Genomic DNA, 23,910 nt, shown 5'->3' on the forward strand with positions numbered 1-23,910 from the left:
GAAGGCCCCCGGAGATGATCATCATCGCCGGGGGCCTTCGTTGTGACGCGGGCTACGCGTTGAGCTTGTGGGTCTCGTCGTGCCAGGCCTCCGCCATGGGGCGGAGCTTCGACTCGTGCTTGTTCGCGTGGTGCGCGCAGAACAGCAGCTCGCTTCCGCCCAGCAGCACTCGGACGTATGCCTGCGCGCCGCAGCTGTCGCAGCGATCCAGCGCGCTCAGGGGACGATCCGCGGATTCGACCTCATCGGTCCGTTCCTGCTCGAGTGTCGTCATGGCAACCTCCTCTTCATCTTCATTCACTACGCACCCATCCAAGCACGCTCTCCTCCGAATGCCATCATCGGGGATCACCGGTTCGCTGACCGCGTATCATCCGCGGCGGCTCGCCCACTCGCCGGGCCCCTTCCCATCGAGTGTCGGCGGCGTGCCCTAGTGTGGATCCGTCATCAACCTGAGGAGATCTGAGCAGTGGCAGATTCCACCTATTCCGCGCGGCACCTGACGGTGCTCGAGGGGCTCGAGGCCGTTCGCAAGCGCCCCGGAATGTACATCGGCACGACCGATTCGCGCGGGCTCATGCACTGCCTCTGGGAGATCATCGACAACTCGGTCGACGAGGCTCTCGGCGGCCACGGCGACCGCATCGGGATCACCCTGCACGACGACGGCAGCGTCACCGTCACCGACAACGGGCGCGGAGTGCCGGTCGACATCGAGCCGAAGAGCGGGCTGAGCGGCGTCGAGCTGGTGTACACGAAGCTGCACGCGGGCGGCAAGTTCGGCGGCGGCGGCTACGCCTCGTCCGGCGGCCTGCACGGCGTGGGCGCCTCCGTCGTCAACGCCCTCTCGTCGCGTCTCGACGTGGAGGTCGATCGCGACGGGAAGACCTGGGCGATGTCGTTCCGCCACGGCGAGCCGGGCGTGTTCGCGGGCGACGGCCCCGACAGCGCGTTCACCCCCTTCGAGGAGTCCTCGGAGCTGCGCGTCGCGGGCAAGGTCAAGCGGGGCGTCACCGGTACGCGAGTGCGCTACTGGGCGGATCCGCAGATCTTCCTCTCCTCCGCGCGCTTCGAACCCGATGCGCTGGTCGCACGCGCGCGGCAGACCGCCTTCCTCGTGCCCGGGCTCGCGATCGAGATCACGGACGAGCGCGCGGAGTCGCTGACCGAGGACGGCAGCGCTCCGATGCACCGATTCGCGTACGAGGGCGGCATCTCGGAATTCGTCGACTTCCTCGCCGTCGATCCGCCGCTGACCGATACGTGGCGCATCACCGATTCGGGTTCGTTCACCGAGACCGTCCCGGTGATGGACGAGCAGAGCGGGCATCTGGTGTCGCGCGAGGTCGAACGGCAGTGCGAAGTGGATATCGCGCTGCGCTGGGGCACGGGCTACGAGACCGAGATCCAGAGCTTCGTGAACATCATCGCCACGCCGAAGGGCGGCACCCACCTCACCGGCTTCGAGCAGGGGCTCACGCGGTTCTTCCGGAAGCAGATCGAGCTGAACGCGCGGAAGCTCAAAGCGGGCAGCGACAAGCCGGACAAGGACGACATTCTGACCGGTCTCACCGCTGTCGTCACCGTGCGCGTGCCGGAGCCGCAGTTCGAGGGCCAGACGAAGGAGGTGCTCGGCACAGCCGCCGTCCGTGCGATCGTCTCGAAGGCCATCGTCCAGGGGATGACGGCTCGATACGAGTCGACGAAGAAGCCCGACAAGGTGCAGACCGGCGCGCTGCTCGAGAAGATGGTCTCCGAGATGAAGGCGCGCATCGCGCTGCGTGCGCAGCGCGACACCGCTCGACGGAAGAGCTCGCTCGAGAGCTCGTCGTTACCGGCGAAGCTCATCGACTGCCGCTCCAAGACGGTCGCCGAGACGGAACTCTTCATCGTGGAGGGCGACAGCGCGCTCGGCACGGCCCGACCGGCGCGCGACAGCGAGTTCCAGGCGCTCCTCCCGATCCGCGGCAAGATCCTGAACGTGCAGAAGGCCTCGGTGGCCGAGATGCTCAATAACGCCGAGTGCGGAGCGATCATCAAAGTGATCGGGGCCGGTTCCGGGCGCGACTTCGATCTGGACTCGGCGCGATACGGCAAGGTGATTCTGATGAGCGACGCCGACGTCGATGGCGCGCACATTCGCACGCTGCTGTTGACGCTGTTCTTCCGCTACATGCGCCCCATGCTCGAGGCCGGGCGCGTGTACGCCGCGGTACCGCCGTTGCACCGCGTGATCGTGCAGAACGCGGGCCGCAAGGCGAACGACGTCGTGTACACCTACAGCGAGCGGGAGCTGAACGCGCTCCTGGCCGACCTGAGGAAGCGCGGCAAGAAGCATCTCGAGCCGATCCAGCGGTACAAGGGCCTCGGTGAGATGGACGCCGACCAGCTCGCGGAGACGACGATGGATCGCGAGCACCGCACGCTGCGGCGCGTGCGGGTCGAGGACGCGCACGCCGCGTCGCAGATCTTCGAACTGCTGATGGGCAACGAGGTCGCCCCGCGCAAGGAGTTCATCATCGAGAACGCCGACGACCTCGACCCGGAGCGCATCGACGCCTAGCCCAGCGGGCGCTCGACGCCGAGTCGCCCGGAGCGTGCGACTCGCTGCCGTGAGCCCTCCCCGCCACCTGGGCGGGGAGGGCTCATCTCGCGCTGTGCCCTGCGGTCAGGGGGCGACCCCGACGTAAGCCGCGGAGCCGTCGATGGGCTGGCCCGAGCCGTCGCGCTTGCCGAGCTCGCTCGGAAGCTTGCGCGCGGCGCCATCGGAGGCCAGCGCGCGCGGCTCGCCCGTGCCGACCCACGCGCAGGCGATCTGATCCTCCCACTTCAGGAACCGCTGGGCGCGAACGCCTCCCGTGCCGCGGCCCTTCGCGGGGAACTCGCTCCAGGCGGAGACCTTCGCGGTCGCCACGTCGGTGCCCGGCAGCGTGATGGAGCTGTCGGCGACGGTCACCACGCGAGCGTCTGCTCCCTCGGGCACGGCGCCAGCGAAGACGATTCGAGCATCGGCGGAGAGCCGCATGCCGGCCATGCCAGCCGCCGGACGCCCCTGGGGGCGCACCGCAGCGGCGGGGAAGCGCAGCAACTGCGCGTCGCTCGATACGGCGGCGATCTCGTGACCATCGGGCGCCGCGAACGCCGCGACGAGCGCATCGCCGCCCTTCAGGCCGATCACCTCGAACGACGGCTTCGCCGGCAGATCGGTGAGCAGCACGCGCTTCACCGTGCCCTGCTGCGTGAAGAGCCCGATCGGGGTGTCGGTATCGAGGGGGACCACGCCGACGATGCGCAGTCGCTTGTCGGTGACGCCGATGTAGTCGAGCAGTTTCGCGCCCGCCGAGAACGCGATGCTCGCGGCGGGAACGAGCGGGAGGTCGACCGGGGTGAACCGGTGCAGGGTGCCGTCCGAGAGGATCGCTCCCATCTCGCCGCGCACGGTGCCGTCGACGGACGTGAGCACGGCGCCGTGCTTCGTCGCCCGCGGGGCCGGCCGAGTGATGGTCGGCGCCCCCGGATCGCGATCGATGCGCAGCGCGCGCCCGGTGACCGACAGCAGCACGGTGCAGGGGGAGTCGGCGACCTCGAGCGACGCAGCAGCGGTCGCCGATCGGCTGGGCCGCACGACCGCACCGGTGAGCACGGTGCGGCGCGGCGTGCCGAACGCCTCTGCGGCGTCGTCCATCTCCTGGGCGACGACCTCGCGGAGCCGGTGCTCGTCGCCCAGAATGGCGAGCAGGCGATCGATCTCCGCCTGCAGCTCGTCCCGCTCGGCTTCGAGTTCCACCCGCGAGAACTTCGTGAGGCGACGCAGACGCAGCTCGAGGATGTACTCAGCCTGAGCCTCCGTCAGATCGAAGACCTGCATCAGCCGGCTGCGCGCCGTCTCCGCGTCCTCGCTCGTGCGGATGAGCTGGATGACCTCGTCGATGTCCAGGATCGCGATGAGCATGCCCTCGACCAGGTGCAGGCGCTCGCGCCGCTTGGCCAGCCTGAACTCGGAGCGGCGCGTGACCACCGAGATGCGATGGTCGAGGAAGACGCGCAGCATCTCGCGCAGCCCGAGCGTCTGCGGCTGCCCCTGCACGAGGGCGACCGAATTGATGCTGAACGAGTCCTCGAGCGGGGTGTACCGGTACAGCTGCTCGAGCACCGCCTCCGGTGAGAATCCGGTCTTCAGCGTGATGACGAGGCGCAGCCCGTTCTTGCGATCGGTGAGGTCGGCGACATCCGAGATGCCGGAGAGCTTCTTCGCCTCCACGCCCTGCTTGATCTTCTCGATGACGCGCTCGGGGCCGACCAGGTACGGCAGCTCGGTGACGACGAGCCCGGTGCGTCGCGGCCCGAGCTGCTCGACCGACACCTTGGCGCGGGTGCGGAATGCCCCTCGGCCGGTGCGGTAGGCATCCTTCACCCCGTCGAGGCCGACGATGGTGCCGCCGCCCGGGAGATCGGGGCCGGGGATGAACTCCATGAGCTCCTCGACCGTGGCCCCCGGGTTGCGCAGCAGGTGCTTCGCGCCGTCGACCACCTCGATCAGGTTGTGCGGAGCCAGGTTGGTGGCCATGCCCACGGCGATGCCGCTCGCTCCGTTGACGAGCAGGTTCGGCACAGCGGAGGGGAGCACCTCGGGCTGCAGCAGCTGGCTGTCGTAGTTCGGGACGAAGTCGACCACGTTCTCGTCGAGCGACTCGGTCATGGCGAGCGCCGCGCCGGCGAGACGGGCCTCAGTGTATCGCGATGCGGCGGGGCCGTCGTCGAGCGAGCCGAAGTTGCCGTGGCCGTCCACGAGCGGCAGGCGCATCGCGAAGCCCTGCGCGAGTCTGACGAGCGCGTCGTAGATCGACGAATCGCCGTGCGGGTGCAGCTTGCCCATCACCTCGCCGACGACGCGCGCGGACTTGACATGACCCTTCTCGGGGCGCAGCCCCATGTCTTGCATCATGTAGAGGATGCGACGCTGCACGGGCTTCAACCCGTCTCGGGCGTCGGGAAGCGCGCGCGAGTAGATCACGGAGTAGGCGTACTCGAGGAACGAGCCCTCCATCTCCTGCAGGATGTCGATGTCTTCGATGCGCTCGCCGGCGAGTGCGTGGGGGGCGTCCGTTGCGGCATCGGACGCGCTGCGAGGGTCGGTCATAATGGATTTCATGCTACCGACGACCGCCGACAACGGTGCGAGGCTTGCCGCGATTCTGCCGAGCGGCATCGCGGCGGTCGCGCGGGGCCTCGCCTCACCGCCTCCCGACGAACTGGCCTTCGCAGACTCGGATTCACTCCCGAAGCTGCGGTCGTTCGTCATGATCGTGGTGGACGGGCTCGGGAGCGCGAACCTCTCGGCGCGCGCGGGGCACGCGCCCGCGCTCTCCCGCCTCCCGCGCAAGCGCATCGAGACGGTCGCTCCGTCGACGACCGGCGCGGCGCTCACGACACTGCTCACGGGCCGTCTCCCCGGATCGCATGGCCTGATCGGGTACCGCATCCGCCACCCCGAGCTCGGTCTGGTGACGACGCTCCGCGACTGGGACGGCATCGGCGATCACCGCAGCTGGCAGCGCGCGACCCCGCTGCTCACTCGGGTCTCGTCGATCGGAGCTCGAGCTGTCGCGATCGGCCGCCCTGCGCATGCCGCCGGCGGACTGACCGAGGCGATCCTCGCGGGAGCCGAGTACCTGGGCGGCCAGCGGATCGAGGATCGATTCGCCCTCGCCTCTCGCGTGGTGCGCGAGCCGACCCCCGCCGTCGTCTACCTCTACATCGACGAACTCGACAAGGCGGGGCACGAGCACGGGTGGCAGAGCGAGCACTGGGTGCGACGTCTCGAGCAGTTCGACGCGTCGCTCGAGGGGTTCCTCCGGGGACTGCCCGGCGGCGTCGGTGTGGTGGTCACCGCCGACCACGGCATGGTCGATGTCGCGCCGCATCAGCGGGTGCTGCTCGAATCGCACACGGGTCTGCTCGACGACGTCGCCGAGATCGGCGGCGAGCCGCGCCTGCGCTCGCTGTATCTGCGGGAGGGCGCCGACGCGACGGCGGTGGCCGCGGCGTGGGAGCGCGCGGAGGGCGCACGCGCGTGGGTCGGCACGCGCGAGGCGGCACTCGCCCGTGGAACGTTCGGTCGCGTGCGGCCGGAGGTTGCCGAGCGCCTCGGCGAGGTGCTGATCGCCGCCCGCAAGCAGGTGGCTTACTTCACGAACGCCGAGGACTCCCGAGTGCTCGAGATGGTCGGCCAGCACGGCTCGTTCACCGACGAGGAGCGGGGAGTGCCGCTGGTGCTCGGCGGGGCGCTCGACGGATCCTCGTTCGCAGCCGCCGTCCAGGCCGCCGCGCAGCGCATCCCCGAGTAGTGTCAGGGCAGCAGGGGCGCCGCCAGCGGCTTTCACGGCGCCGCTGATCGAAGCATCCGCGGCGGCACCCGCTCGTGCCCGATCACCGGGATCAGTTCGCGGGGTCCTCGTCGCTGCGCGTGCCGAACAGGATGTCGTCCCAGCTCGGAATCGAGGCGCGACCCTTCTTCGGCGCGCGCTCGGGGGCGTCGGGTGCAGCCGCGGGCGATTGCGCGGGTGCGACCGGCCGCTCCGGCGACGGGTCCGAGCCGGTCTTCGGGGCTCCGGTCACGCCGGCGCTGCTCCAGATGCTCCGCGGCTCCGTCGGGGTGTCCGCCGGCGCCTCGCGGCGGAGCGACGGGTGCGGGCTGCCCGAACCATGCGCGTCCGCCGCATCGGGCGAGCCCGCAGCCGTCTCGGAGTCACTCTCGGCGAGCGCCGCGAGGTCGAGTTCCTGGGGCTGCAGCTCGGTACCCGCTTCGCTCTGACGCTTGCCCTGATCTCGTTCTCCGCGCCGTTTGCGGAGCGCGTCGAGCAGATCGGCGGTCTGACTGAGATCCGCCGGGGCGTCGGCATCCGAGGAGATCGCGCGCTGGTCGATCTCGCGGCGCCGCGCGAATTCGACGTTGGGATCGGAGGAGGGAGCCTGCGCCTCACGCGCAGACTCGTCCGTCGTGACGACCTCCGACGCCTCCGCGGCGTTCTCGAGCGACAAGACCTCCTCCGCGTCGAACGCGCCCGAGTCGAAACGACCCGAGTGCTCGACCGAATCGACCGCGCGCAGCTTCGGGATCAGTCGCTCGCCGACATCGCCCTGCTTCGAGAGGTTCACCGCGTCGGGGTTGATGGGGGAGAGCATCGATTTGCGGTGGTCGAACGTCCAGACCGCGCGGTGACCGACGTCGTGCGACGCGAACTCGAGGCTGACCATCCAGCCCCGCTCTTCGTCCCTCCAAGCCGCCCACTCGCTGGTCTGCGCACCGAGACCGGCGAGGCGCTCCGCGATGACGGCGCCGAATCGCTGGTCGCCGTCGTCGTGCGCCTCCGTGCGCACCGGAACCGCGTGGGCGCGCTCGAGGATGTAGCGGCGCTCCGCGAGCACCGGCTCCTCGTACCGCTCGATGTCGGCATCCTCGAGGCCCGTCTCGGAGGCCACCTGGGCGCGGGACTTGCCGGCGCGGATGAGGGCCTGGATCTCACGCGGACCGGGTTTCCCGGGCTGGCGCTCGCGCCGCGCCAGGTGGCGCAGCTCGCTGAGCGCAGCCTCGTCGACGACGAAGCGGTACTCGTCGCCGGCGTCGTTCGCGACGATCAGCGACCGGTCATCTCGGCGCACAAAGCGCAGTTCGTCCATCGGCGCATCCCTTCGTGAGTCGCGACCCAGAGTGTCACATGCACGGCGGGACGCTCCGCATTGAAGCCGCGCGTGGCGAAACCCGGGGAGTCGCACTTCGCGCTCAGAGAACTTTCGGCGGGAGGGTTTGCGCACGGACCGTCTCGTACGTCAGACTATGGCCGCTCGAAGGATAAGGTGCCGGCAGACCGGCCCGGGAACGCAGGAGAGAATGGCCACGGATTACGACGCCCCGCGCAAGACTGAAGAAGACGCCGAGTCGATCGAGGCTCTGAAGGAGCGCGGGCCGGCAAAGGGCGCGTCGGGGCTCGACTCCGACGATGCCGACAACCCGAGTTTCGATCTCGGCGGCAACGATCTCTCCGATGTCGAGCTCGATGTCATCGTGCTCCCGCAGCAGGACGACGAGTTCACCTGCGTGAGCTGCTTCCTGGTGCGCCACCGCTCGCAGGTCGACCACGAGACGGAGCTCGGGCCGGTGTGCCGTGAATGCTCGAACTGACTCGCGCAGCGGGGCGGGCATTCACGGCCGACGCCACTGCGTCGGAATGCTCGAACTGACTCGTACTCGATAGCGAGACGCATGAGAACGGCCGCCCCCTCGGGAGCGGCCGTTCTCATGCAGGGGGGACCTCGAGTCCCCGCCGGCTACGCGGCGACGCGCGCCGCCGCGATGGCCTCGGCGAGCTTCTTCGGGTGACGCGTGGTGAGGATCCACTGCGGTGCTGGATCAGCAGGGTCGACGTTGGCGATCCTCACCCCGCGGTGGATCCATCCCCGGAGCAGGAGATAGCTGCGGGCGTCGCAGCCGGGGCCGATGGCCGCCTTCAGGCCCTCAGCTCCGAGCAGCTCGATGTCTCCGAGCAGCGACACGGGGATCTCGGCGCGTCCCGCCGTCAAGCGCCCGCCGTCGACCTCGATCGACGGACTGGTGAGCAGAAAGGTCGTGGCCAGAACGGCGTACACGATGACGCCGGTCGGGATGGCCCACTGCGCGTTGATCGGAGTGAGGACGAGCGCGACCGCCGGGATGACCAGGACGAGGGCGACGAACAGACTCGCTCCCGGCAGGAGTCGTTCCCGATACGTCGATTGCGGAGGGGCGGAACTGGCGTTTCGGGTCATGCCGACCATTATCCCGCGGCTCACTCGGAGGTCGCCGTGCGGGATCCGCTCTCTGCAGCCGCACGGCCGAATCCGCTAGCCTGAGCGGGTGACTGATGTCGTGGAGATTCCGATCGTGGCCGAGCATCCGCCCCAGTACGCCCATGCGGGCGATGCGGGGGCCGACCTGCGCGCAGCGGAGGCGGTCGAGCTCGGTCCGGGGGAGCGCGCGCTCATCGGCACCGGCGTCGCCATTGCGCTGCCCGACGGGTACGCGGCTTTCGTGGTGCCCCGCAGCGGGCTCGCCGCGAAGCACGGCATCACCGTGGTCAACGCTCCGGGGACCGTCGATGCCGGGTATCGGGGCGAGATCAAGGTGACGCTGCTCAACACCGATGGATCGGAGAGCTTCGCGATCGCGGCGGGCGATCGGATCGCGCAGCTCATCGTGATGCCGGTGTCCCGCGCAGTGTTCGTACCGGTGCCCGAGCTGACGGACAGCGCCCGCGGCACCGGCGGGTTCGGGTCGACGGGCGTGAGCAGCTGACGGCACCGCCCGGTCCGGCGGGAAACCGAGCGAGTTCGACCCCCTGGGTCAAGACGAAGGAGTAGCGAAAATGAGCGAAGATCAGAAGCCGGGCCAGACCGGGGCCGACGCGGTCGAACTGCACGAGGGCGCGCCCGCCGAGATCGACGACGCGAAGTCGGCGCCGGAGGATCGGGCCACTTCGGGGCCGTTCGATGCTGCGGAAGTGCCCTCGATGCGTCCGTACGTCGACCTGGGTGGCATCAAGGTCGCGCCTCGCGAGGGGCTGCAGCTGCGGCTCGAGGTCGACGAGCGCGCGAATCGCGTGATCGCCGTCTCCCTCGAGTACGCCGAATCGCTGCTGCAGGTGCAGGCCTTCGCCGCTCCGAAGACGACGGGCCTCTGGGGCCCGGTGCGGGCCGAGCTGACGCAGCAGATGACCGCCCAGGGCGGCACCGTCGCCGAGGAGCCGGGCGTGCTCGGCCCCGAGCTGCTCGTCGAGACGCCTGCTCCGGGCGACCAGGGCGGAACGCGCGTAGCCCGCTTCATCGCGGTCGACGGGCCCCGCTGGATGCTCCGCGGCGTGATCATGGGCAAGGCCGCACGCGACGCCGAGGCTCGCGACCGGGTGATCGAGCTCTTCCGCGAGCTGGTGGTGGTGCGCGGCGAGCAGCCGATGCCGCCGAGCGAGCTGCTGCAGTTGAAGGTGCCCGCCGGCGTGCAGGGGCAGCGGCAGGCGCCTCCCGCCGGAACGCTGCAGGTGTGATCGAAGTGGACGACGGCTCGGCGCGCGACCCGCGCGACTCGCGCGACCCGCGCGACGGGGAGGAGGCGCACCGGACGCCGCTCACCCCTCCGGCGCCCGAGGCGGCCCCGGAGAGCGGCGCAGCCGACGGGGCGCGGCCCTTCGGGGGCGCGATCGGGCGCACGGTGCGCGCCGGGATGTCGGGGGAGGCGATCTCCGGTCGCGGCGTGCTCGACGCGATCGGCGGATGGCGCGGCGTCGCCGAGACGCTCGTTCCCGGGCTCCTCTTCCTCGTCATCTTCACGTTCACGCGCGACGCCCGCGTGTCGGCGATCGCCCCAGCCGCGCTCGCGATCCTCGCCGTGATCGTCCGACTGGTGCGGCGCGAGCCGCTCGTCTCGGTGTTCTCGGGCGCCGCAGGCGTCGCAGTCGCGGTCATCGCGACGCTCTTCACCGGGCGCGGAGCGGACTACTACGTGCCCGGGTTCATCACGAACATCGTCTGGTCGGCGGGTCTGCTGATCTCCATCGCAGTCGGATGGCCGCTCGTCGGGGTCGCACTCGGAGCACTGCGGGGCGACCTCACGGGGTGGCGCCGCGACCGGTCGCTGAAACGGGTCGCGACCTGGCTGACCCTGCTGTGGAGCGGCCTGTTCATCGCCCGACTCGCCGTGCAGGTTCCGCTCTACTTCGCGGCGCGCGAGCCCGACGGGATCGCGGCGACGGACGCCCTCGGCATCGCGCGTCTGGTGATGGGCGTTCCGCTCTTCGCCCTCGTGGTGGTCTTCACCTGGATGGTGCTCAGCAGGCTGTCCGGATCATCAGATGAATCATCGGGGGAATCCCTTACGGAGACTGGGCACAACACCCCATCGGCGTGACATCGGAACGAGTCCTCTCGGGTGTAGAATTATCTCGACATCGAGACACATTGGAGGAGCTCAATGGGAGCCGTCAACAGCTTCGAAGCGAAGAGCACCCTCGCCGTCGGCGAGAAGGAATACGGGATCTACCGAATCGACCGCGTCCCCGGTCATGAGCGGCTGCCCTACAGCCTCAAGGTGCTGCTGGAGAACCTGCTCCGCACCGAGGACGGCGCCAACGTCACCCGAGCGCACATCGAGGCGCTCGGCAATTGGGATCCCTCCGCCCAGCCCGACACGGAGATCCAGTTCTCTCCGGCGCGCGTCATCATGCAGGACTTCACCGGCGTGCCCTGCGTCGTCGATCTCGCCACCATGCGCGAGGCCGTCGTCGAGCTCGGCGGCACGCCCGACAAGATCAACCCGCTCGCGCCGGCCGAGATGGTGATCGACCACTCCGTCATCTCCGATGTGTACGGCTCGCCCGATGCGGCGGCGCGCAACGTCGAGATCGAGTACCAGCGCAATGGGGAGCGCTATCAGTTCCTGCGTTGGGGCCAGGGCGCCTTCGACGAGTTCAAGGTGGTGCCCCCGGGCACGGGCATCGTGCACCAGGTGAACATCGAGTACCTCGCGCGAGTCACCTTCACCCGCGAGATCGACGGCCAGCTGTTCGCGTACCCCGACACCTGCGTGGGCACCGACTCGCACACCACGATGGAGAACGGGCTCGGCGTCCTCGGCTGGGGCGTGGGCGGCATCGAGGCGGAGGCGGCGATGCTCGGCCAGCCGATCTCGATGCTCATCCCCCGAGTGGTGGGATTCAAGCTCTCGGGCGAGATCCCGGCCGGCGTCACCGCGACCGACGTCGTGCTCACCATCACCCAGATGCTGCGCAAGCACGGCGTCGTCGGCAAGTTCGTGGAGTTCTACGGCGAAGGCGTCGGCTCCGTGCCGCTCGCCAACCGCGCCACCATCGGCAACATGAGCCCCGAGTTCGGCTCGACCGCCGCGATGTTCCCGGTCGACGACGTGACGCTCGACTACATGCGCCTCACCGGGCGTCCGGAAGAGCAGATCGAGCTCGTGAAGGCGTACACCCAGGCGCAGGGCATGTGGCACGATCCTTCGCGCGAGCCGGAGTTCAGCGAGTACCTCGAGCTCGACCTCGGCACGGTGGTGTCCTCCATCGCCGGCCCGAAGCGCCCGCAGGATCGCATCGAGCTCTCCCGGTCGAAGTCGCAGTTCGAGACCGACCTGAAGAACTACGCCCAGGCGGCCAACCCCGCGAAGGTCAAGGACGAGCAGGGGCGCGAGTTCGAGATCGACCACGGCGCCGTGACGCTGGCGTCGATCACCTCGTGCACGAACACCTCCAACCCGTCGGTGATGCTCGCGGCGGGCGTGCTCGCGCGCAACGCGGCGGCGCGCGGGCTGCGCGCGAAGCCCTGGGTGAAGACCACGCTCGCACCGGGTTCGAAGGTCGTGACCGACTACTACGAGAAGTCGGGGCTCAACCGCGACCTCGAGAAGCTCGGCTTCTACACCGTCGGCTACGGCTGCGTCACCTGCATCGGCAACTCGGGCCCCCTCAACCAGGAGATCTCGGACGCCGTCAACGAGCACGATCTCGCCGTGACGGCGGTGCTCTCGGGCAACCGCAACTTCGAGGGCCGCATCAACCCCGACATCAAGATGAACTACCTCGCGAGCCCGCCCCTCGTCATCGCGTACTCGCTCGCGGGCACGATGGACTTCGACTTCGACACCGACGCGCTCGGCCAGGACGAGGCCGGCAACGACGTGTACCTCCGCGACATCTGGCCCGACCCCGTCGAGGTGCAGAAGATCGCCGATGCGTCGATCGACTCCGACATGTTCACCCAGAAGTACGCGACGGTGTTCGACGGCGACGAGCACTGGACGTCGCTGCCGACGCCCGACGGCGACACCTTCGCCTGGGACGAGCAGTCGACGTACGTGCGCAAGGCCCCCTACTTCGACGGCATGCAGCTCGAGCCCACCCCGGTCACCGACATCTCGGGCGCACGCGTGCTCGCGAAGCTCGGCGACTCGGTCACGACCGACCACATCAGCCCCGCGGGCAGCTTCCGCGCGGAGACCCCGGCCGGCCAGTACCTCGTCGCGAACGGCATCTCGCCGCGCGACTTCAACACGTACGGCTCGCGCCGCGGCAACCACGAGGTGATGATCCGCGGCACCTTCGCCAACATCCGACTGCGCAACCAGCTGCTCGCCGACGAGAACGGCGGCGCCGGCGTCGAGGGCGGCTTCACGCGCGACTTCACGCAGGAGGGCGCCCCGAAGTCGTACATCTACGACGCGTCGCAGAACTACCAGGCGGCCGGCATCCCCCTCGTGGTGCTCGGCGGCAAGGAGTACGGCTCGGGATCCTCGCGCGACTGGGCGGCGAAGGGCACCAGCCTGCTGGGCGTGAAGGCGGTCATCACCGAGAGCTTCGAACGCATCCACCGCTCGAACCTCATCGGCATGGGCGTGCTGCCCCTGCAGTTCCCCGAGGGCGAGAACGCGGAGAGCCTCGGCCTGGACGGCACGGAGACCTTCGACATCGCGGGCATCACGGCGCTCAACGACGGGGTGACGCCGCGCACGGTGTCGGTGACGGCGACCCGAGGCGACGGCTCCACGGTCGAGTTCGATGCGGTCGTGCGCATCGACACCCCGGGTGAGGCGGACTACTACCGCAACGGCGGCATTCTGCAGTACGTGCTGCGCTCGCTCGTCTGAGTCGACGCGGTACGGATGGGCCCGGGCGCACTGCGCCCGGGCCCACTCGTCTGTTCGCGTGCGGGCCAGGGGAGCGGCCCCGAGTAGACTGTGGGGATGCTCGCACCCTCCCGGTCGGGCGGAACGGAGGTCGGCGGGTGGCGATCCTGGATCGAATCCGAGAACCACGTGATCTCGATGCGCTGACGATCGCGGAGTGCGAGCAGCTCGCCGCGGAGATCCGCGAGTTCCTGATCGCCGCGGTATCGCGCACCGGCGGTCATCTCGGGCCGAACCTCGGCGTCGTGGAGCTCACGATCGCGTTGCACCGCGTGTTCCAGTCGCCGCGCGATCCGATCGTCTTCGACACCGGGCATCAGAGCTACGTGCACAAGCTGCTCACGGGTCGGCGAGACTTCTCGGCGCTCCGGAGTCGTGGCGGCCTCGCCGGCTACCCGCAGCGATCGGAGTCGGTGCACGACATCGTCGAGAGCTCGCACGCGTCGAGTTCGCTGAGCTGGGCCGACGGCATCTCGCGCGCCTTCGCTCGTCGCGCGCAGAGCGATCCGTCCCAGCAGCACCGGCACGTAGTGGCGGTCGTCGGCGATGGCGCGCTCACAGGCGGTATGACTTGGGAGGCGCTGAACAACATCACCGACGACAACGACCGCAACCTCGTGCTCGTCGTGAACGACAACGGCAGGTCGTACGCTCCCACGATCGGCGGCATGGCGCGGTTCTTGAACTCGGTGCGCTCGAAGGGCGCGTACCGCGACCTGCAGGAGGGGAGCGAGAAGTTGTTCTCGCGCCTCGGCACGCCGGGTCGCACCGTCTACCGCGCGGCGCGCGGGGCGATGCGCGGTCTCGCGAGCCGCGCTTCCGACAACCAGGATCTCTACTCGAACCTCGATATCAAGTATCTCGGTCCGGTCGACGGCCACGATCTGCATGCCGTCGAGGAGGTGCTGCGTCAGGCGAAGGGGTACGGGCGGCCGACGCTCGTCCACGTGATCACGGAGAAGGGACGCGGCTACGCACCCGCCGAGAACGACGTCGCGGACCAGTTCCACGCGATCGGGCAGATCGATCCGGGCAGCGGCGAGCCGGTGGAGGCGGTGACGGGGCGGAGCTGGACGTCGGTGTTCCGGGAGCGCATCGTCGAGCTCGCCGATGCCGATGAGCGCATCATCGGCATCACGGCCGCCATGCTCGTGCCGACCGGCCTCGACGCTCTCGCCGCCCGGCACCCCGGCCGGGTCATCGACGTCGGCATCGCCGAGCAGCATGCGGTGACGAGCGCCGCCGGCCTCGCGTACGGCGGGCTGCACCCGGTGGTCGCGGTGTACGCGACGTTCATGAACCGCGCCTTCGATCAGCTGCTCATGGATGTCGCCCTGCACCGCGCGGGCGTGACGTTCGTGCTCGATCGGGCGGGCATCACGGGCCCCGACGGTGCGAGTCACAACGGCGTCTGGGATCTGGCGACGCTGCAGGTGGTTCCGGGAATCCGGATCGCCGCGCCGCGCGACGCCGCGACGCTGTCCGAAGCGCTCGCGGAGGCCGTGGCGATCGATGATGGGCCGACGGTGCTGCGCTACCCGAAGGGCGCGGTTGGAGCCGATATCACCGCGCTCCGCCGCCTCGACGACGGGGTCGACGTGCTGCACGAGTCGGCGGCCGACGGGGGTGGTCAGCGCGATGTGCTGTTCGTCGCGGTGGGTCCGATGGCGGTCGTCGCCATCGACGCCGCGCAGCGCCTGGAGGCCGCGGGCATCACGACGACGGTGATCGACCCGCGCTGGGTCGTGCCGGTCGCGGGGTCCGTCGTCGCGGAGGCGGAGCGCCATCGCCTCGTCATCACGATCGAGGACGGCATCCGCGTCGGCGGCGTCGGCACGCGCATCCGCCAGGCGATGCGTGACGCGGGGGTCGACACGGCGGTCAGCGAGCTCGGCACGCCGGACGAGTTCCCGGATCACGCCTCCCGCGGCCAGCTTCTCGCCGATGCCGGCCTCACCGCCGATCGCATCGCGGCCTCCGTGAGCGAGCAGGTGCGCGGGACGCGGGTCCCGGTCGCTCGGCCGCACGAACGCTCCTGACGGCCGCGAGCAACGACCCGGGAGCGGACCGCGGCGGGCAGCGACGCAGCTCGGCGCAGCGCAGCGGGGCGGCCGGGGAGTACCCCGGGCCGCGCCGCTGCGCTCTGTCGGACGGCCGGTCAGGCCCCGGCGATGCGGGGCTCGTGGAACGCGCCGCCGAACGCCCGCTCGCTCGCGCCGGAGCGATCGAGGTACGGAGTCGCGCCGCCCGCCTGGAACGGCCAGCCCGCACCGAGGATCAGACACAGATCGATGTCCTCTGCAGCAGCGACGACGTGCTCGTCGAGCATGATCTTGATCTCGCGGGCGAGCTCGTCCTCGACGCGGTGCAGAATCTCCTCCTCGCCGACGGCGGTCTTGCCGAGCGTCACCGCCTTCTTCCCCGCCTTCGACAGGTCCTCGACCTTGCCGTGCTTCGACTTGACGAGGGGCTCGTCGACGTCGGCGAGACGGTGCAGATTCTCCGACGCGTAGAAACGGTCGGGGAAGGCGGCGACCATCGTGTCCTGCACGTGCGCGGCGACCTTCCAGCCCACGAGGTCGATGAGCTCGAACGGCCCCATCGGCAGCCCGATCGGGGCGAACGCCCGCTCCACGACCGGCAGCGGGGTGCCGGCGTCGAGCGCGCGTGCAGCCTCGCCCATCACCTTCGCCAGCAGGCGGTTGACGACGAACCCGGGGCGGTCGGCGGTGATGACCGCGCTCTTGCCGAGCTTCTTCGCGACCACCATGGCCGTGGCCAGCGTCTCGTCATCGGTCGCCGAGGTGCGCACCACCTCGATGAGCGGCATCACGGCGACGGGGTTGAAGAAGTGGAAGCCCACGAGCCGCTCGGGGTGCTCGAGGCGCGCGCCGATCTCATCCACGGAGAGCGAGGACGTGTTCGTCGCGAGCACCGCGGTCTCGGGGACGATGGCTTCGATCTCGGCGAAGACCTGCTGCTTCACGCCGAGCTCCTCGAACACCGCCTCGATCACCCAGTCGCAGTCGGCGTACTGCGACTTGTCGGTGGTGCCCTGCACGAGGGCCGTGATCTGGTTCGCGTCGTCGGCGGAGAGGCGGCCCTTCTCGAGCATCTTGTCGATCTCGCCGCGGATGTAGGCGAGTCCCTTGTCGACCCGCGACTGGTCGAGGTCGGTGATCAGCACGGGCACACGCAGCTTCCGTGCGAAGAGCAGCGCGAACTGACTCGCCATGAGGCCGGCGCCGATCACGCCCACCTTGCGCACCGGCTTCGCGAGCTGCTCGTCTGGGGCGCCCGCAGGGCGCTTCGCGCGCTTCTGCACGAGGTCGAAGGCGTAGACGGACGCGGCGAACTGGTCGCCCGAGATCAGCTCTGCGAGCGCCTCGTCCTCCCGTTCGAATCCGCGCGCGAGGTCATTGTCCTTGGCAGCGCTGAGCAGGTCGAGCGCGACGTAGGGGGCGCGAGCTGCCGTGCCGATGCGCGCCTTGAGGGTCTCTCGGGCGATCTTGATCGCGGCGGGCCACTTCGTGAGCCGCTCGAGCTTGCCCGGTGCGTGCTTGCGCTCCACCTTCTCCGAACCCGCGATGACGGCATCGGCCCACGCGATCGATCGCTCGAGGAAGCTGGCGGAGCCGAACATCGCGTCGAAGAGGCCCATCTCGAACGCCTGCTTCGGCTTCAGCATGCGGTTGTTCTTCAACGGGTTCGTGACGATGATCTCGAGCGCCTGCTCGATGCCGATGAGGTTCGGCACGATCGTCGCGCCGCCCCACCCAGGGATGATGCCGAGGAAGACCTCGGGGAAGGCGAGCGCGGCGGTCGACGAGTCGAGTGTGCGGTAGTCGCAGTGCAGCGCGATCTCCATCGCGCCGCCGAGTGCGAGGCCGTTGACGAAGGCGAACGACGGCACACCCAGCTCCCCGAGCTTGCCGAGCACGAAGTGGCCGAACTGCGCCATCAGCCGTGCGTTCTCCTCCGTCGCGAGGGTGGAGACCTTGGAGAGGTCGGCACCGGCGGCGAAGATGAACGGCTTGCCCGTCACGGCGACGGCATGGATGTCGCCGGCCGCGGCCCGCGCGCGCAGCGCGTCGAGCACGTCGCCGAGCTCCTGGAGGGTGCGGGGCCCCAGTGTGTTGGGGCGCGTGTGGTCGCGGCCGTTGTCGAGCGTGATGAGGGCGAGCGTGCCGCCCGAGGGGAGCGCCACGTCCTGCACGAGCGAGCGCGTGACGACCTCGTCCTCGGATGCCGCGATCAGGGGCGAGAAGTCGATGCTGCGGTAGTCGGTCATGGCTTACTTGCCCTTCTTTCCGTCGAAGTGGGGGTTCTCCCAGATGGCCGTGCCGCCCTGGCCGAGGCCGACGCACATGGCGGTGACGCCGTAGCGCACGTCGGGTCGCTGGGCGAACTGGCGGGCGAGCTGCGTCATGAGGCGAACGCCCGACGCGGCGAGCGGGTGGCCGAATGCGATGGCGCCGCCCCACGGGTTGACCCGCGGATCGTCGTCGGCGATCCCGAAGTGATCGGTGAAGGAGAGCACCTGCACCGCGAAGGCCTCGTTCAACTCGAAGAGTCCGATGTCGTCGATGGTGAGCCCGGCTCGCTTGAGCGCCTTCTCGGTCGACGGAACCGGCCCGAGCCCCATGACCTCGGGTTCGACGCCCGCGAACGCGAAGCCGACGAGACGCATCTTCGCGGTGAGCCCGAGCTCCTTCGCCGTATCAGCGCCCGCGAGCAGCGAGACGGTGGCGCCGTCGGTCAGCGGCGAGGCGTTGCCGGCGGTCACACGGCCGTGCGGCCGGAACGGGGTCTTCAGCGTGGCGAGCCCCTCCATGGTGGTCTCGGGGCGGCGGCCCTGATCCTCCGTGGCGAGACCCCACCCGTTCTCCGAGCGCGTCGCGACGGGGATGAGGTCCGCCTGGATGTCTCCGCGTTCGTAGGCCGCCTGGACCTTCTGCTGGCTGAGCATGCCGAAGCGATCGGAGCGCTCCTTGGTGAGCTCGGGGAACCGGTCGTGCAGGCGCTCCGCAGTGATGCCCATGTTCAGCGCGTCGGGGCTCACCAGCTTCTCGGCGACGAAACGCGGGTTCGGATCGGCATCGAGACCGATCGGATGGCGCCCCATGTGCTCGACTCCGCCCGCGATGGCGACGTCGTACTGGCCCGAGCCGATGGCCGCGCCCATGAACGAGGCCACGGTGAGCGCGCCGGCGCACATGCGGTCGAGCGCGAAGCCCGGCACGGTCACCGGGATGCCCGCGAGCATCGATACCGTGCGACCGAGTGTCAGGCCCTGATCGCCCTGCTGTGTCGTCGCGGCGATGCCCACGTCGTCGATCCGGTCGAGGGGCAGTTGCGGGTTGCGCTCCAGGAGCCCTTGCAGCGCCTTCACGGCCAGGTCGTCGGCACGCGTTCCCTCGTATATCCCCTTGTCACCCGCCCGACCGAACGGGGTGCGGACACCGTCCACGAACACGACTTCTCTCATTGCGGCCACTTCGCCTCCATCAGCATTGGTGATCTGCGTCCTTCCCATACTAGAGAGACGCAGTGTCACGGGGAACCGGACCCGCTCCGGGCACCGATTCAGCGCCGCAACGACGCGCCTTCGTTATGGGAGGTCTACAAATGCGTCTGCGATGATTGGTGCAGTGATGCCAACCTGCCAGTCGCGCGCGCCGAGTTCGGTCAGCCGCCGCGCGATGTTCTCCGAGGTCGGGTCGGCGGGCGGCCGCCAGACGAGACGGCGCAGCGTGTCCGGGGTGAGCAGGTTCTCCACCGGGATGCGTCGCGCCTCGGCTTCCGCGTCGATCGCCGACCGCACGGACTCGAGACGCGCCGCGGCGGCGGGGTCGCGCTGCGCCCAGAACCGGTGATGCGGAATCGAGTCCGGGTCCCGGGGCTTCTGGCCCGGGAGATCCTCGGTCGTCTTCCCCCGGAGGATCGCCGCCCACCAGCGCTTCAGCTCCGTGCGACTCGCCCGTCCCTTGAAATCGCGCAGACGCGCGAGATCGCCGGGAGAGCGCGGGTTCGCGACGGACGCCGCCACGATCGAGGAATCCGGGATCAGCCGCCCGGGCGCGACGTCGCGCTCACGCGCGAGCCCGTCCCTGGCCTCCCAGAGCTCGCGGGACAGCGCCAGCGCACGCGGCGTCTTGAGAGCGTGGCTGCCCGAGAGCTTGCGCCACGGCTCCTCGGGCCGCGGCTTCTCGGGGCGCAGGCGCACCGCCTCGAACTCCTGGACGGCGAAGTCCGTCTTCCCCTGCGCGTCGAGCTCCGCGGCGATCACCGAGCGCAGCTCCGGGAGGAGCACGACATCGAGCGCTGCGTACTCCAGCCACTCGGCGGGAAGCGGACGCTGAGACCAGTCCGCAGCCGAGTGCGCCTTCTCGAGTGCGATGCCGAGGAGCCGTTCGACGATCGCGCCGAGGCCGACCCGCTCGAAGCCGAGCAGTCGCGCTGCCAGTTCGGTATCGAAGATCCGGGAGGGCACGAGTCCGATGGATGCGAGGCAGGGGAGATCCTGCGACGCCGCATGGAAGATCCACTCCGCGTCCCCGATGGCGCGCTGCAGCGGCGAGAAGTCGGGAATCCCGATGGGATCGATGAGGAAGGTGCCGGCTTCCGCGCGATGCACCTGCACGAGGTACGCCTCACCGCCGTACCGGAAACCCGAGGCGCGCTCGGCGTCGACCGCAACCGGGCCCGATCCCGCTGCGAGTGCGCCGGCCGCGGTCGCAAGACCCTCGTCGTCGACGACCATCGTCCATTCGATGTCGAGCTCCGACTGGGAGACCGTCATACCTGTTACCCACCTTCCGCGGCCTGGCGGGATCGCCGTGCCGCGATGGAGTCTATGCCCTCCGCGTGCGGAAGGCCCGCCAGCAGGCACAGCAGCTCCGACCAGGCCTCCGCATGCACGCCGAACTCCGAGCCCGTCGGAGTCCAGGAGGCCCGCAGTTCGATCTGCGCCGAATCGCCGCGCGCCTCGAGCGCGCCGAAGCTGCTCGAGAGCGTCTTCGTCGCGGTGCCCGAGAGGTACACGTACTGCGCTCCGCGCGAGTCGAGCGCGTCGACAAGCCACGACCAGGCCACATCGGAGATGAACGGGTCCACGCCGATCTCCAGCTCGAGCGGCGCCTGAGCGAAGCAGACGATGCGGAACGGGCCGCCCCACTCGTCGACGGCCGAGGCGTCGTGCATGAGGACGATGCGGCCGGCGCCGTACGGCGAGTCGAGCGCGACGTCCGCGGCATCGACGGCACGTCCGCCGCGGGTCACGCCCGCGGCGAGGGCGATGGACCGGGGAGCGATGCGCTCCGGCGCCGGAATCTCCCGCGACACGAGCTCGTCGCGCAGCCGCGCGCCGCGAAGCTGCTCGGCCGCCGTGCCGAAGTCGACCGGGGTCCCATTGATGCGTGCCATCACAGTGGCGACACTAGAGTTTGCTGTGAACAACGCGCCGGTGCCACGCCGGGATGCGGTGAACAGGGGGAGGGAGCCGGGATGCAGGCATCGGGATGGATCCGCGGGCTCGTGCTCGGCGCAGTGAGTGCGCTCGGGGGAGCGGCGCTCATCGGCGGCGTCGGATCGTTGCTCGGCGGGGTCGCGCTCGCGCGGCGCGCCGTCACCCCGACGGTGGTTCCCGAATCCCCGGTAACCGTGACGCGCGTCGTCGAGCGCCCGGGCGGCGCCGCGCTCGTGGGGCTCCGCGGCGCAGACGCGGATCTTCCGGGGCGGTACTCGTTCATCTTCGACGGCGGTGGCGGCCACGCACGACTGGGAGCGGTCGTCGAAGCGCTCGAAGACGAGGTGCTGCGGGAGCTCGTCTCGGTCGACCGGGGCAGCCTGGCCGCCGAGACGCGCGGGCGGGTGACCGGCTGGTGGTACACCGACCCCGAGCAGCTCGGCTATCGCGTCGAGCGCACCGTGTACGCCACGGAACTCGGCGACGCGGACGCCTGGATCATTCGCCCCCGGATTCCGCGAAGGCGCCGCTGGGCGGTGCACGTGCACGGACGGGGCGCACTTCCGGAGGAGACGCTGCGGGGCGTGCGCGCGCTCGCGCGCTGCGGCATCACGAGTCTCGTGATCTCGTACCGCAACGATCCCGGCGCTCCTCCGGGTCTGCGGGGGAGGTACGGGGTCGGATTCTCGGAGAGCCGCGACGTCGACGCCGCGATCGCCGCTGCCCGGCACCGGGGCGCCGAGCGGGTGACGCTCTTCGGCTGGTCGATGGGCGGCACCGCCTGCCTCGTCGCGGCGACCCGCGGGGAGCACCGGGATCTCGTCGACGGGCTCATCCTCGATTCCCCCGCCGTCGACTGGGACGCGCTGCTGCGGTATCACGCCGCGGCGCAGTCGGCTCCCGCCGCGATCGCCGGTCTCGGCATCGAGCTGCTGGCGCGCGGCGCCGTCGCCGGCGGCGAGGCCGGCGGCATCCCCATCGCCGATCTCCACCCGGAGACGTTCGCACGGTCGCTCGCGGTGCCCGTGCTCATCCACGCGAGCCGCGACGACACATTCGTGCCCTCGGCGGGCGCCGAACGGCTCGCGCAGCTCCGCCCCGACCTCGTGCAGCTGCGCATGCAGCCCGGCGCGGAGCACGTGAAGCTGTGGAACGTCGATCAGCGCGGCTGGGAGGCCGTCACTCGCGCGTTCGCCCGCGCGCTGCCGCGACCGCCCTGGCGCGGGTCACCGGCCGCTCGGCGGTAGGATGGCGGCGATGGTCTCCGACTCACAGCACAGCACAGCCAATCTCGTCGATCGGCGCCCCACGATCAGTGGGAGCGAGCTCGTCGCGACGCTGGTTCCCCCGCCCCAGTTCGATCATGCGTCGTTCGACTCCTATCGGCCGGATCCCGACTACCCGTCGCAGGAGGAGGCGCGCGAACTGCTGCGCGCATTCGCGGCCCCGGCTCCCTCCGTCTCGCGCGGCGGCTTCTTCGGGTTCGGGCGGAAGAAGGCGGAGCCCGTCGCGAACGCCCCCACCAAGCCGGGCATCTACCTCGACGGCGGGTTCGGCGTCGGCAAGACCCACCTGCTCGCGGCGACGTGGCACGCGACCACGGGGCGGAAGTACTTCGGCACCTTCATCGAGTACACGGCGCTCGTCGGCGCCCTCGGCTACAACGGCGCCGTGTCGGTGCTGCAGGGCGCGCGTCTCATCTGCATCGACGAGTTCGAGCTCGACGATCCCGGCGACACCATGCTCATGACTCGGCTCATCGGCGATCTGACCTCCACGGGCACCCGGTTCGTCGCGACCTCCAACACCCCGCCGAACGCGCTCGGCGAGGGCCGCTTCGCCGCCGCCGATTTCATGCGCGAGATCCAGGCGATGTCGGATCGCTTCACGACCATCCGCATCGACGGAGTCGACTACCGCCAGCGCGACCTCGAAGGAGATGCGGTGCCGCTCTCCGACGAGGAGTACCGGTTCGCCCTCGCCGACGTCGCCGCGGCGCACGAGCGGATGACGGATGACGACTTCTCCGCGCTCATCGAGCATCTCTCCACGGTCCACCCGTCGAGCTACAGCGGGCTGCTCACCGGCGTGCAGTGCATCGGCCTGCGCGATGTGCACGTGCTCACCGATCAGTCCTCCGCGCTGCGCTTCGTCGCCTTCATCGACCGCGTGTACGACGCGCAGATCCCGATCCGCGCCACCGGGGTACCGATCACCACGATCTTCGGGGGCGGCATGCTCGACGGCGGCTACCGCAAGAAGTACCTCCGCTGCATGTCGCGACTCAACGCGCTCTCCGCGAGCGAGATCGTCTAGCCGGTATGGTGCGGCGATCGGTCTCGCAGGCGGTCATCGGCCTCCTGCGCTCGCTCGTCGCGACCGTCGCGACCGTCGCGCCGTCGGAGCGCCGCAGCGGTCCCGTCGCGGAGCGCCCCGCGAACAACGGCCGGCCCTCGGGTGCGCAGGCCGGCGTGGACGACCTCACGAACGCCGAGATCCGCGCGCTCGCACCGAGTTACGACCCGGACCTCGACGGCAGCCCGGACCCGGGCGAGATCGTCTGGGCGTGGGTGCCGTACGCGGAGCACGACGGGAGGGGGAAGGATCGCCCGGTGCTCATCATCGCCCGCATCGATGCGCGCACCACCGCCGGCTGCGCCCTCAGCACGAAGCACCACCCCGGGTTCGTCTCCGTCGGCTCGGGCGGGTGGGACGC

At 70.0% G+C, this 23,910-nt stretch carries 19 protein-coding genes; 11 read left to right on the plus strand and 8 right to left on the minus strand.

What is annotated here, in order from left to right:
- Positions 1-52 precede the first annotated feature (52 nt).
- Complete coding sequence (locus tag NS354_RS05920; protein ID WP_010157135.1) at positions 53-274, minus strand: DUF7455 domain-containing protein; 222 nt, start codon at positions 272-274, stop codon at positions 53-55.
- A gap of 195 nt (positions 275-469) precedes the next feature.
- Between NS354_RS05920 and NS354_RS05925 the strand changes: the two genes are divergently transcribed.
- Positions 470-2,563: a DNA gyrase/topoisomerase IV subunit B gene (locus NS354_RS05925; RefSeq protein WP_058593657.1), complete on the plus strand. Its 2,094-nt coding sequence runs from the start codon at positions 470-472 to the stop codon at positions 2,561-2,563.
- Positions 2,564-2,668: 105 nt separating this feature from the next.
- On the opposite strand, the gene NS354_RS05930 is transcribed toward NS354_RS05925, so the two are convergent.
- Positions 2,669-5,140, minus strand: coding sequence for a DNA gyrase/topoisomerase IV subunit A (locus tag NS354_RS05930; protein ID WP_058593658.1), 2,472 nt, complete (start codon positions 5,138-5,140; stop codon positions 2,669-2,671).
- Between the two features lie 10 nt (positions 5,141-5,150).
- On the opposite strand from NS354_RS05930, the gene NS354_RS05935 reads away from it, so the two are divergent.
- Positions 5,151-6,347: an alkaline phosphatase family protein gene (locus tag NS354_RS05935; RefSeq protein ID WP_058593676.1), complete on the plus strand. Its 1,197-nt coding sequence runs from the start codon at positions 5,151-5,153 to the stop codon at positions 6,345-6,347.
- A gap of 91 nt (positions 6,348-6,438) precedes the next feature.
- Here the strand turns inward: NS354_RS05935 and sepH are convergent, their stop codons facing one another.
- Positions 6,439-7,680, minus strand: a complete 1,242-nt coding sequence (gene sepH / locus NS354_RS05940; protein WP_058593659.1) for a septation protein SepH — start codon at positions 7,678-7,680, stop codon at positions 6,439-6,441.
- A 211-nt stretch (positions 7,681-7,891) separates the two neighbouring features.
- Between sepH and NS354_RS05945 the strand changes: the two genes are divergently transcribed.
- The gene (locus NS354_RS05945) at positions 7,892-8,182 is read left to right on the plus strand and encodes a DUF4193 domain-containing protein (RefSeq protein WP_010157140.1); all 291 of its coding nucleotides are present in this window, start codon (positions 7,892-7,894) and stop codon (positions 8,180-8,182) included.
- 146 nt (positions 8,183-8,328) lie between these two features.
- Here the strand turns inward: NS354_RS05945 and NS354_RS05950 are convergent, their stop codons facing one another.
- Positions 8,329-8,805 carry a DUF3093 domain-containing protein gene (locus tag NS354_RS05950; protein ID WP_058593677.1) on the minus strand — a complete coding sequence of 159 codons (477 nt, stop codon included), beginning with the start codon at positions 8,803-8,805 and terminating at the stop codon, positions 8,329-8,331.
- 88 nt (positions 8,806-8,893) lie between these two features.
- Here NS354_RS05950 and dut point away from each other — a divergent pair, with 88 nt between their 5' ends.
- From dut to dxs, 5 genes are all read left to right on the plus strand, one after another.
- Complete coding sequence (gene dut, locus NS354_RS05955; protein ID WP_058593660.1) at positions 8,894-9,331, plus strand: dUTP diphosphatase; 438 nt, start codon at positions 8,894-8,896, stop codon at positions 9,329-9,331.
- 70 nt (positions 9,332-9,401) lie between these two features.
- The gene (locus NS354_RS05960) at positions 9,402-10,076 is read left to right on the plus strand and encodes a DUF3710 domain-containing protein (protein WP_082677928.1); all 675 of its coding nucleotides are present in this window, start codon (positions 9,402-9,404) and stop codon (positions 10,074-10,076) included.
- A complete protein-coding gene (locus NS354_RS05965; protein ID WP_058593661.1) occupies positions 10,073-10,936 on the plus strand; it encodes a DUF3159 domain-containing protein in 864 nt (287 codons plus the stop codon). The genes NS354_RS05960 and NS354_RS05965 overlap by 4 nt, the downstream gene beginning before the upstream one ends.
- A 63-nt stretch (positions 10,937-10,999) precedes the next feature.
- Positions 11,000-13,687, plus strand: coding sequence for an aconitate hydratase AcnA (gene acnA, locus NS354_RS05970; RefSeq protein ID WP_058593662.1), 2,688 nt, complete (start codon positions 11,000-11,002; stop codon positions 13,685-13,687).
- A 146-nt stretch (positions 13,688-13,833) separates the two neighbouring features.
- Complete coding sequence (gene dxs / locus NS354_RS05975) at positions 13,834-15,765, plus strand: 1-deoxy-D-xylulose-5-phosphate synthase (RefSeq protein WP_241490372.1); 1,932 nt, start codon at positions 13,834-13,836, stop codon at positions 15,763-15,765.
- 119 nt (positions 15,766-15,884) lie between these two features.
- Here dxs and NS354_RS05980 read toward each other — a convergent pair whose 3' ends face one another.
- From NS354_RS05980 to NS354_RS05995, 4 genes are all read right to left on the minus strand, one after another.
- Positions 15,885-18,017, minus strand: coding sequence for a 3-hydroxyacyl-CoA dehydrogenase NAD-binding domain-containing protein (locus NS354_RS05980; protein WP_058593664.1), 2,133 nt, complete (start codon positions 18,015-18,017; stop codon positions 15,885-15,887).
- A 3-nt stretch (positions 18,018-18,020) separates the two neighbouring features.
- Complete coding sequence (locus NS354_RS05985; protein ID WP_430735996.1) at positions 18,021-19,214, minus strand: thiolase family protein; 1,194 nt, start codon at positions 19,212-19,214, stop codon at positions 18,021-18,023.
- 123 nt (positions 19,215-19,337) lie between these two features.
- Positions 19,338-20,528 (minus strand): ribonuclease D, encoded by a 1,191-nt coding sequence (locus tag NS354_RS05990; protein WP_193750714.1) that lies wholly within the window; start codon positions 20,526-20,528, stop codon positions 19,338-19,340.
- A 5-nt stretch (positions 20,529-20,533) separates the two neighbouring features.
- Positions 20,534-21,151 (minus strand): DUF3000 domain-containing protein, encoded by a 618-nt coding sequence (locus NS354_RS05995; RefSeq protein ID WP_058593666.1) that lies wholly within the window; start codon positions 21,149-21,151, stop codon positions 20,534-20,536.
- 81 nt (positions 21,152-21,232) lie between these two features.
- On the opposite strand from NS354_RS05995, the gene NS354_RS06000 reads away from it, so the two are divergent.
- The 3 genes from NS354_RS06000 to NS354_RS06010 form a co-directional block, all read left to right on the plus strand.
- The gene (locus NS354_RS06000; RefSeq protein ID WP_058593667.1) at positions 21,233-22,441 is read left to right on the plus strand and encodes an alpha/beta hydrolase family protein; all 1,209 of its coding nucleotides are present in this window, start codon (positions 21,233-21,235) and stop codon (positions 22,439-22,441) included.
- Positions 22,442-22,451: 10 nt separating this feature from the next.
- Positions 22,452-23,510, plus strand: coding sequence for a cell division protein ZapE (zapE, locus tag NS354_RS06005; protein ID WP_058593668.1), 1,059 nt, complete (start codon positions 22,452-22,454; stop codon positions 23,508-23,510).
- A gap of 5 nt (positions 23,511-23,515) precedes the next feature.
- A partial coding sequence (locus NS354_RS06010) for a hypothetical protein (RefSeq protein WP_058593669.1) occupies positions 23,516-23,910 on the plus strand: 395 nt, incomplete at its 3' end.

Source organism: Leucobacter chromiiresistens (assembly GCF_001477055.1).
Classification (GTDB): Bacteria; Actinomycetota; Actinomycetes; order Actinomycetales; family Microbacteriaceae; genus Leucobacter; species Leucobacter chromiiresistens_A.

Coding starts and splice junctions, on each gene's coding strand:
- NS354_RS05920 (WP_010157135.1), bottom strand. CDS start 274: ATGACGACACTCGAGCAGGAACGGACCGATGAGGTCGAATCCGCGGAT.
- NS354_RS05930 (WP_058593658.1), bottom strand. CDS start 5,140: ATGACCGACCCTCGCAGCGCGTCCGATGCCGCAACGGACGCCCCCCAC.
- NS354_RS05935 (WP_058593676.1), top strand. CDS start 5,151: ATGCTACCGACGACCGCCGACAACGGTGCGAGGCTTGCCGCGATTCTG.
- sepH (WP_058593659.1), bottom strand. CDS start 7,680: ATGGACGAACTGCGCTTTGTGCGCCGAGATGACCGGTCGCTGATCGTC.
- NS354_RS05945 (WP_010157140.1), top strand. CDS start 7,892: ATGGCCACGGATTACGACGCCCCGCGCAAGACTGAAGAAGACGCCGAG.
- NS354_RS05950 (WP_058593677.1), bottom strand. CDS start 8,805: ATGACCCGAAACGCCAGTTCCGCCCCTCCGCAATCGACGTATCGGGAA.
- NS354_RS05960 (WP_082677928.1), top strand. CDS start 9,402: ATGAGCGAAGATCAGAAGCCGGGCCAGACCGGGGCCGACGCGGTCGAA.
- acnA (WP_058593662.1), top strand. CDS start 11,000: ATGGGAGCCGTCAACAGCTTCGAAGCGAAGAGCACCCTCGCCGTCGGC.
- NS354_RS05980 (WP_058593664.1), bottom strand. CDS start 18,017: ATGACCGACTACCGCAGCATCGACTTCTCGCCCCTGATCGCGGCATCC.
- NS354_RS05985 (WP_430735996.1), bottom strand. CDS start 19,214: ATGAGAGAAGTCGTGTTCGTGGACGGTGTCCGCACCCCGTTCGGTCGG.
- NS354_RS05990 (WP_193750714.1), bottom strand. CDS start 20,528: ATGACGGTCTCCCAGTCGGAGCTCGACATCGAATGGACGATGGTCGTC.
- NS354_RS05995 (WP_058593666.1), bottom strand. CDS start 21,151: ATGGCACGCATCAATGGGACCCCGGTCGACTTCGGCACGGCGGCCGAG.
- NS354_RS06000 (WP_058593667.1), top strand. CDS start 21,233: ATGCAGGCATCGGGATGGATCCGCGGGCTCGTGCTCGGCGCAGTGAGT.
- zapE (WP_058593668.1), top strand. CDS start 22,452: ATGGTCTCCGACTCACAGCACAGCACAGCCAATCTCGTCGATCGGCGC.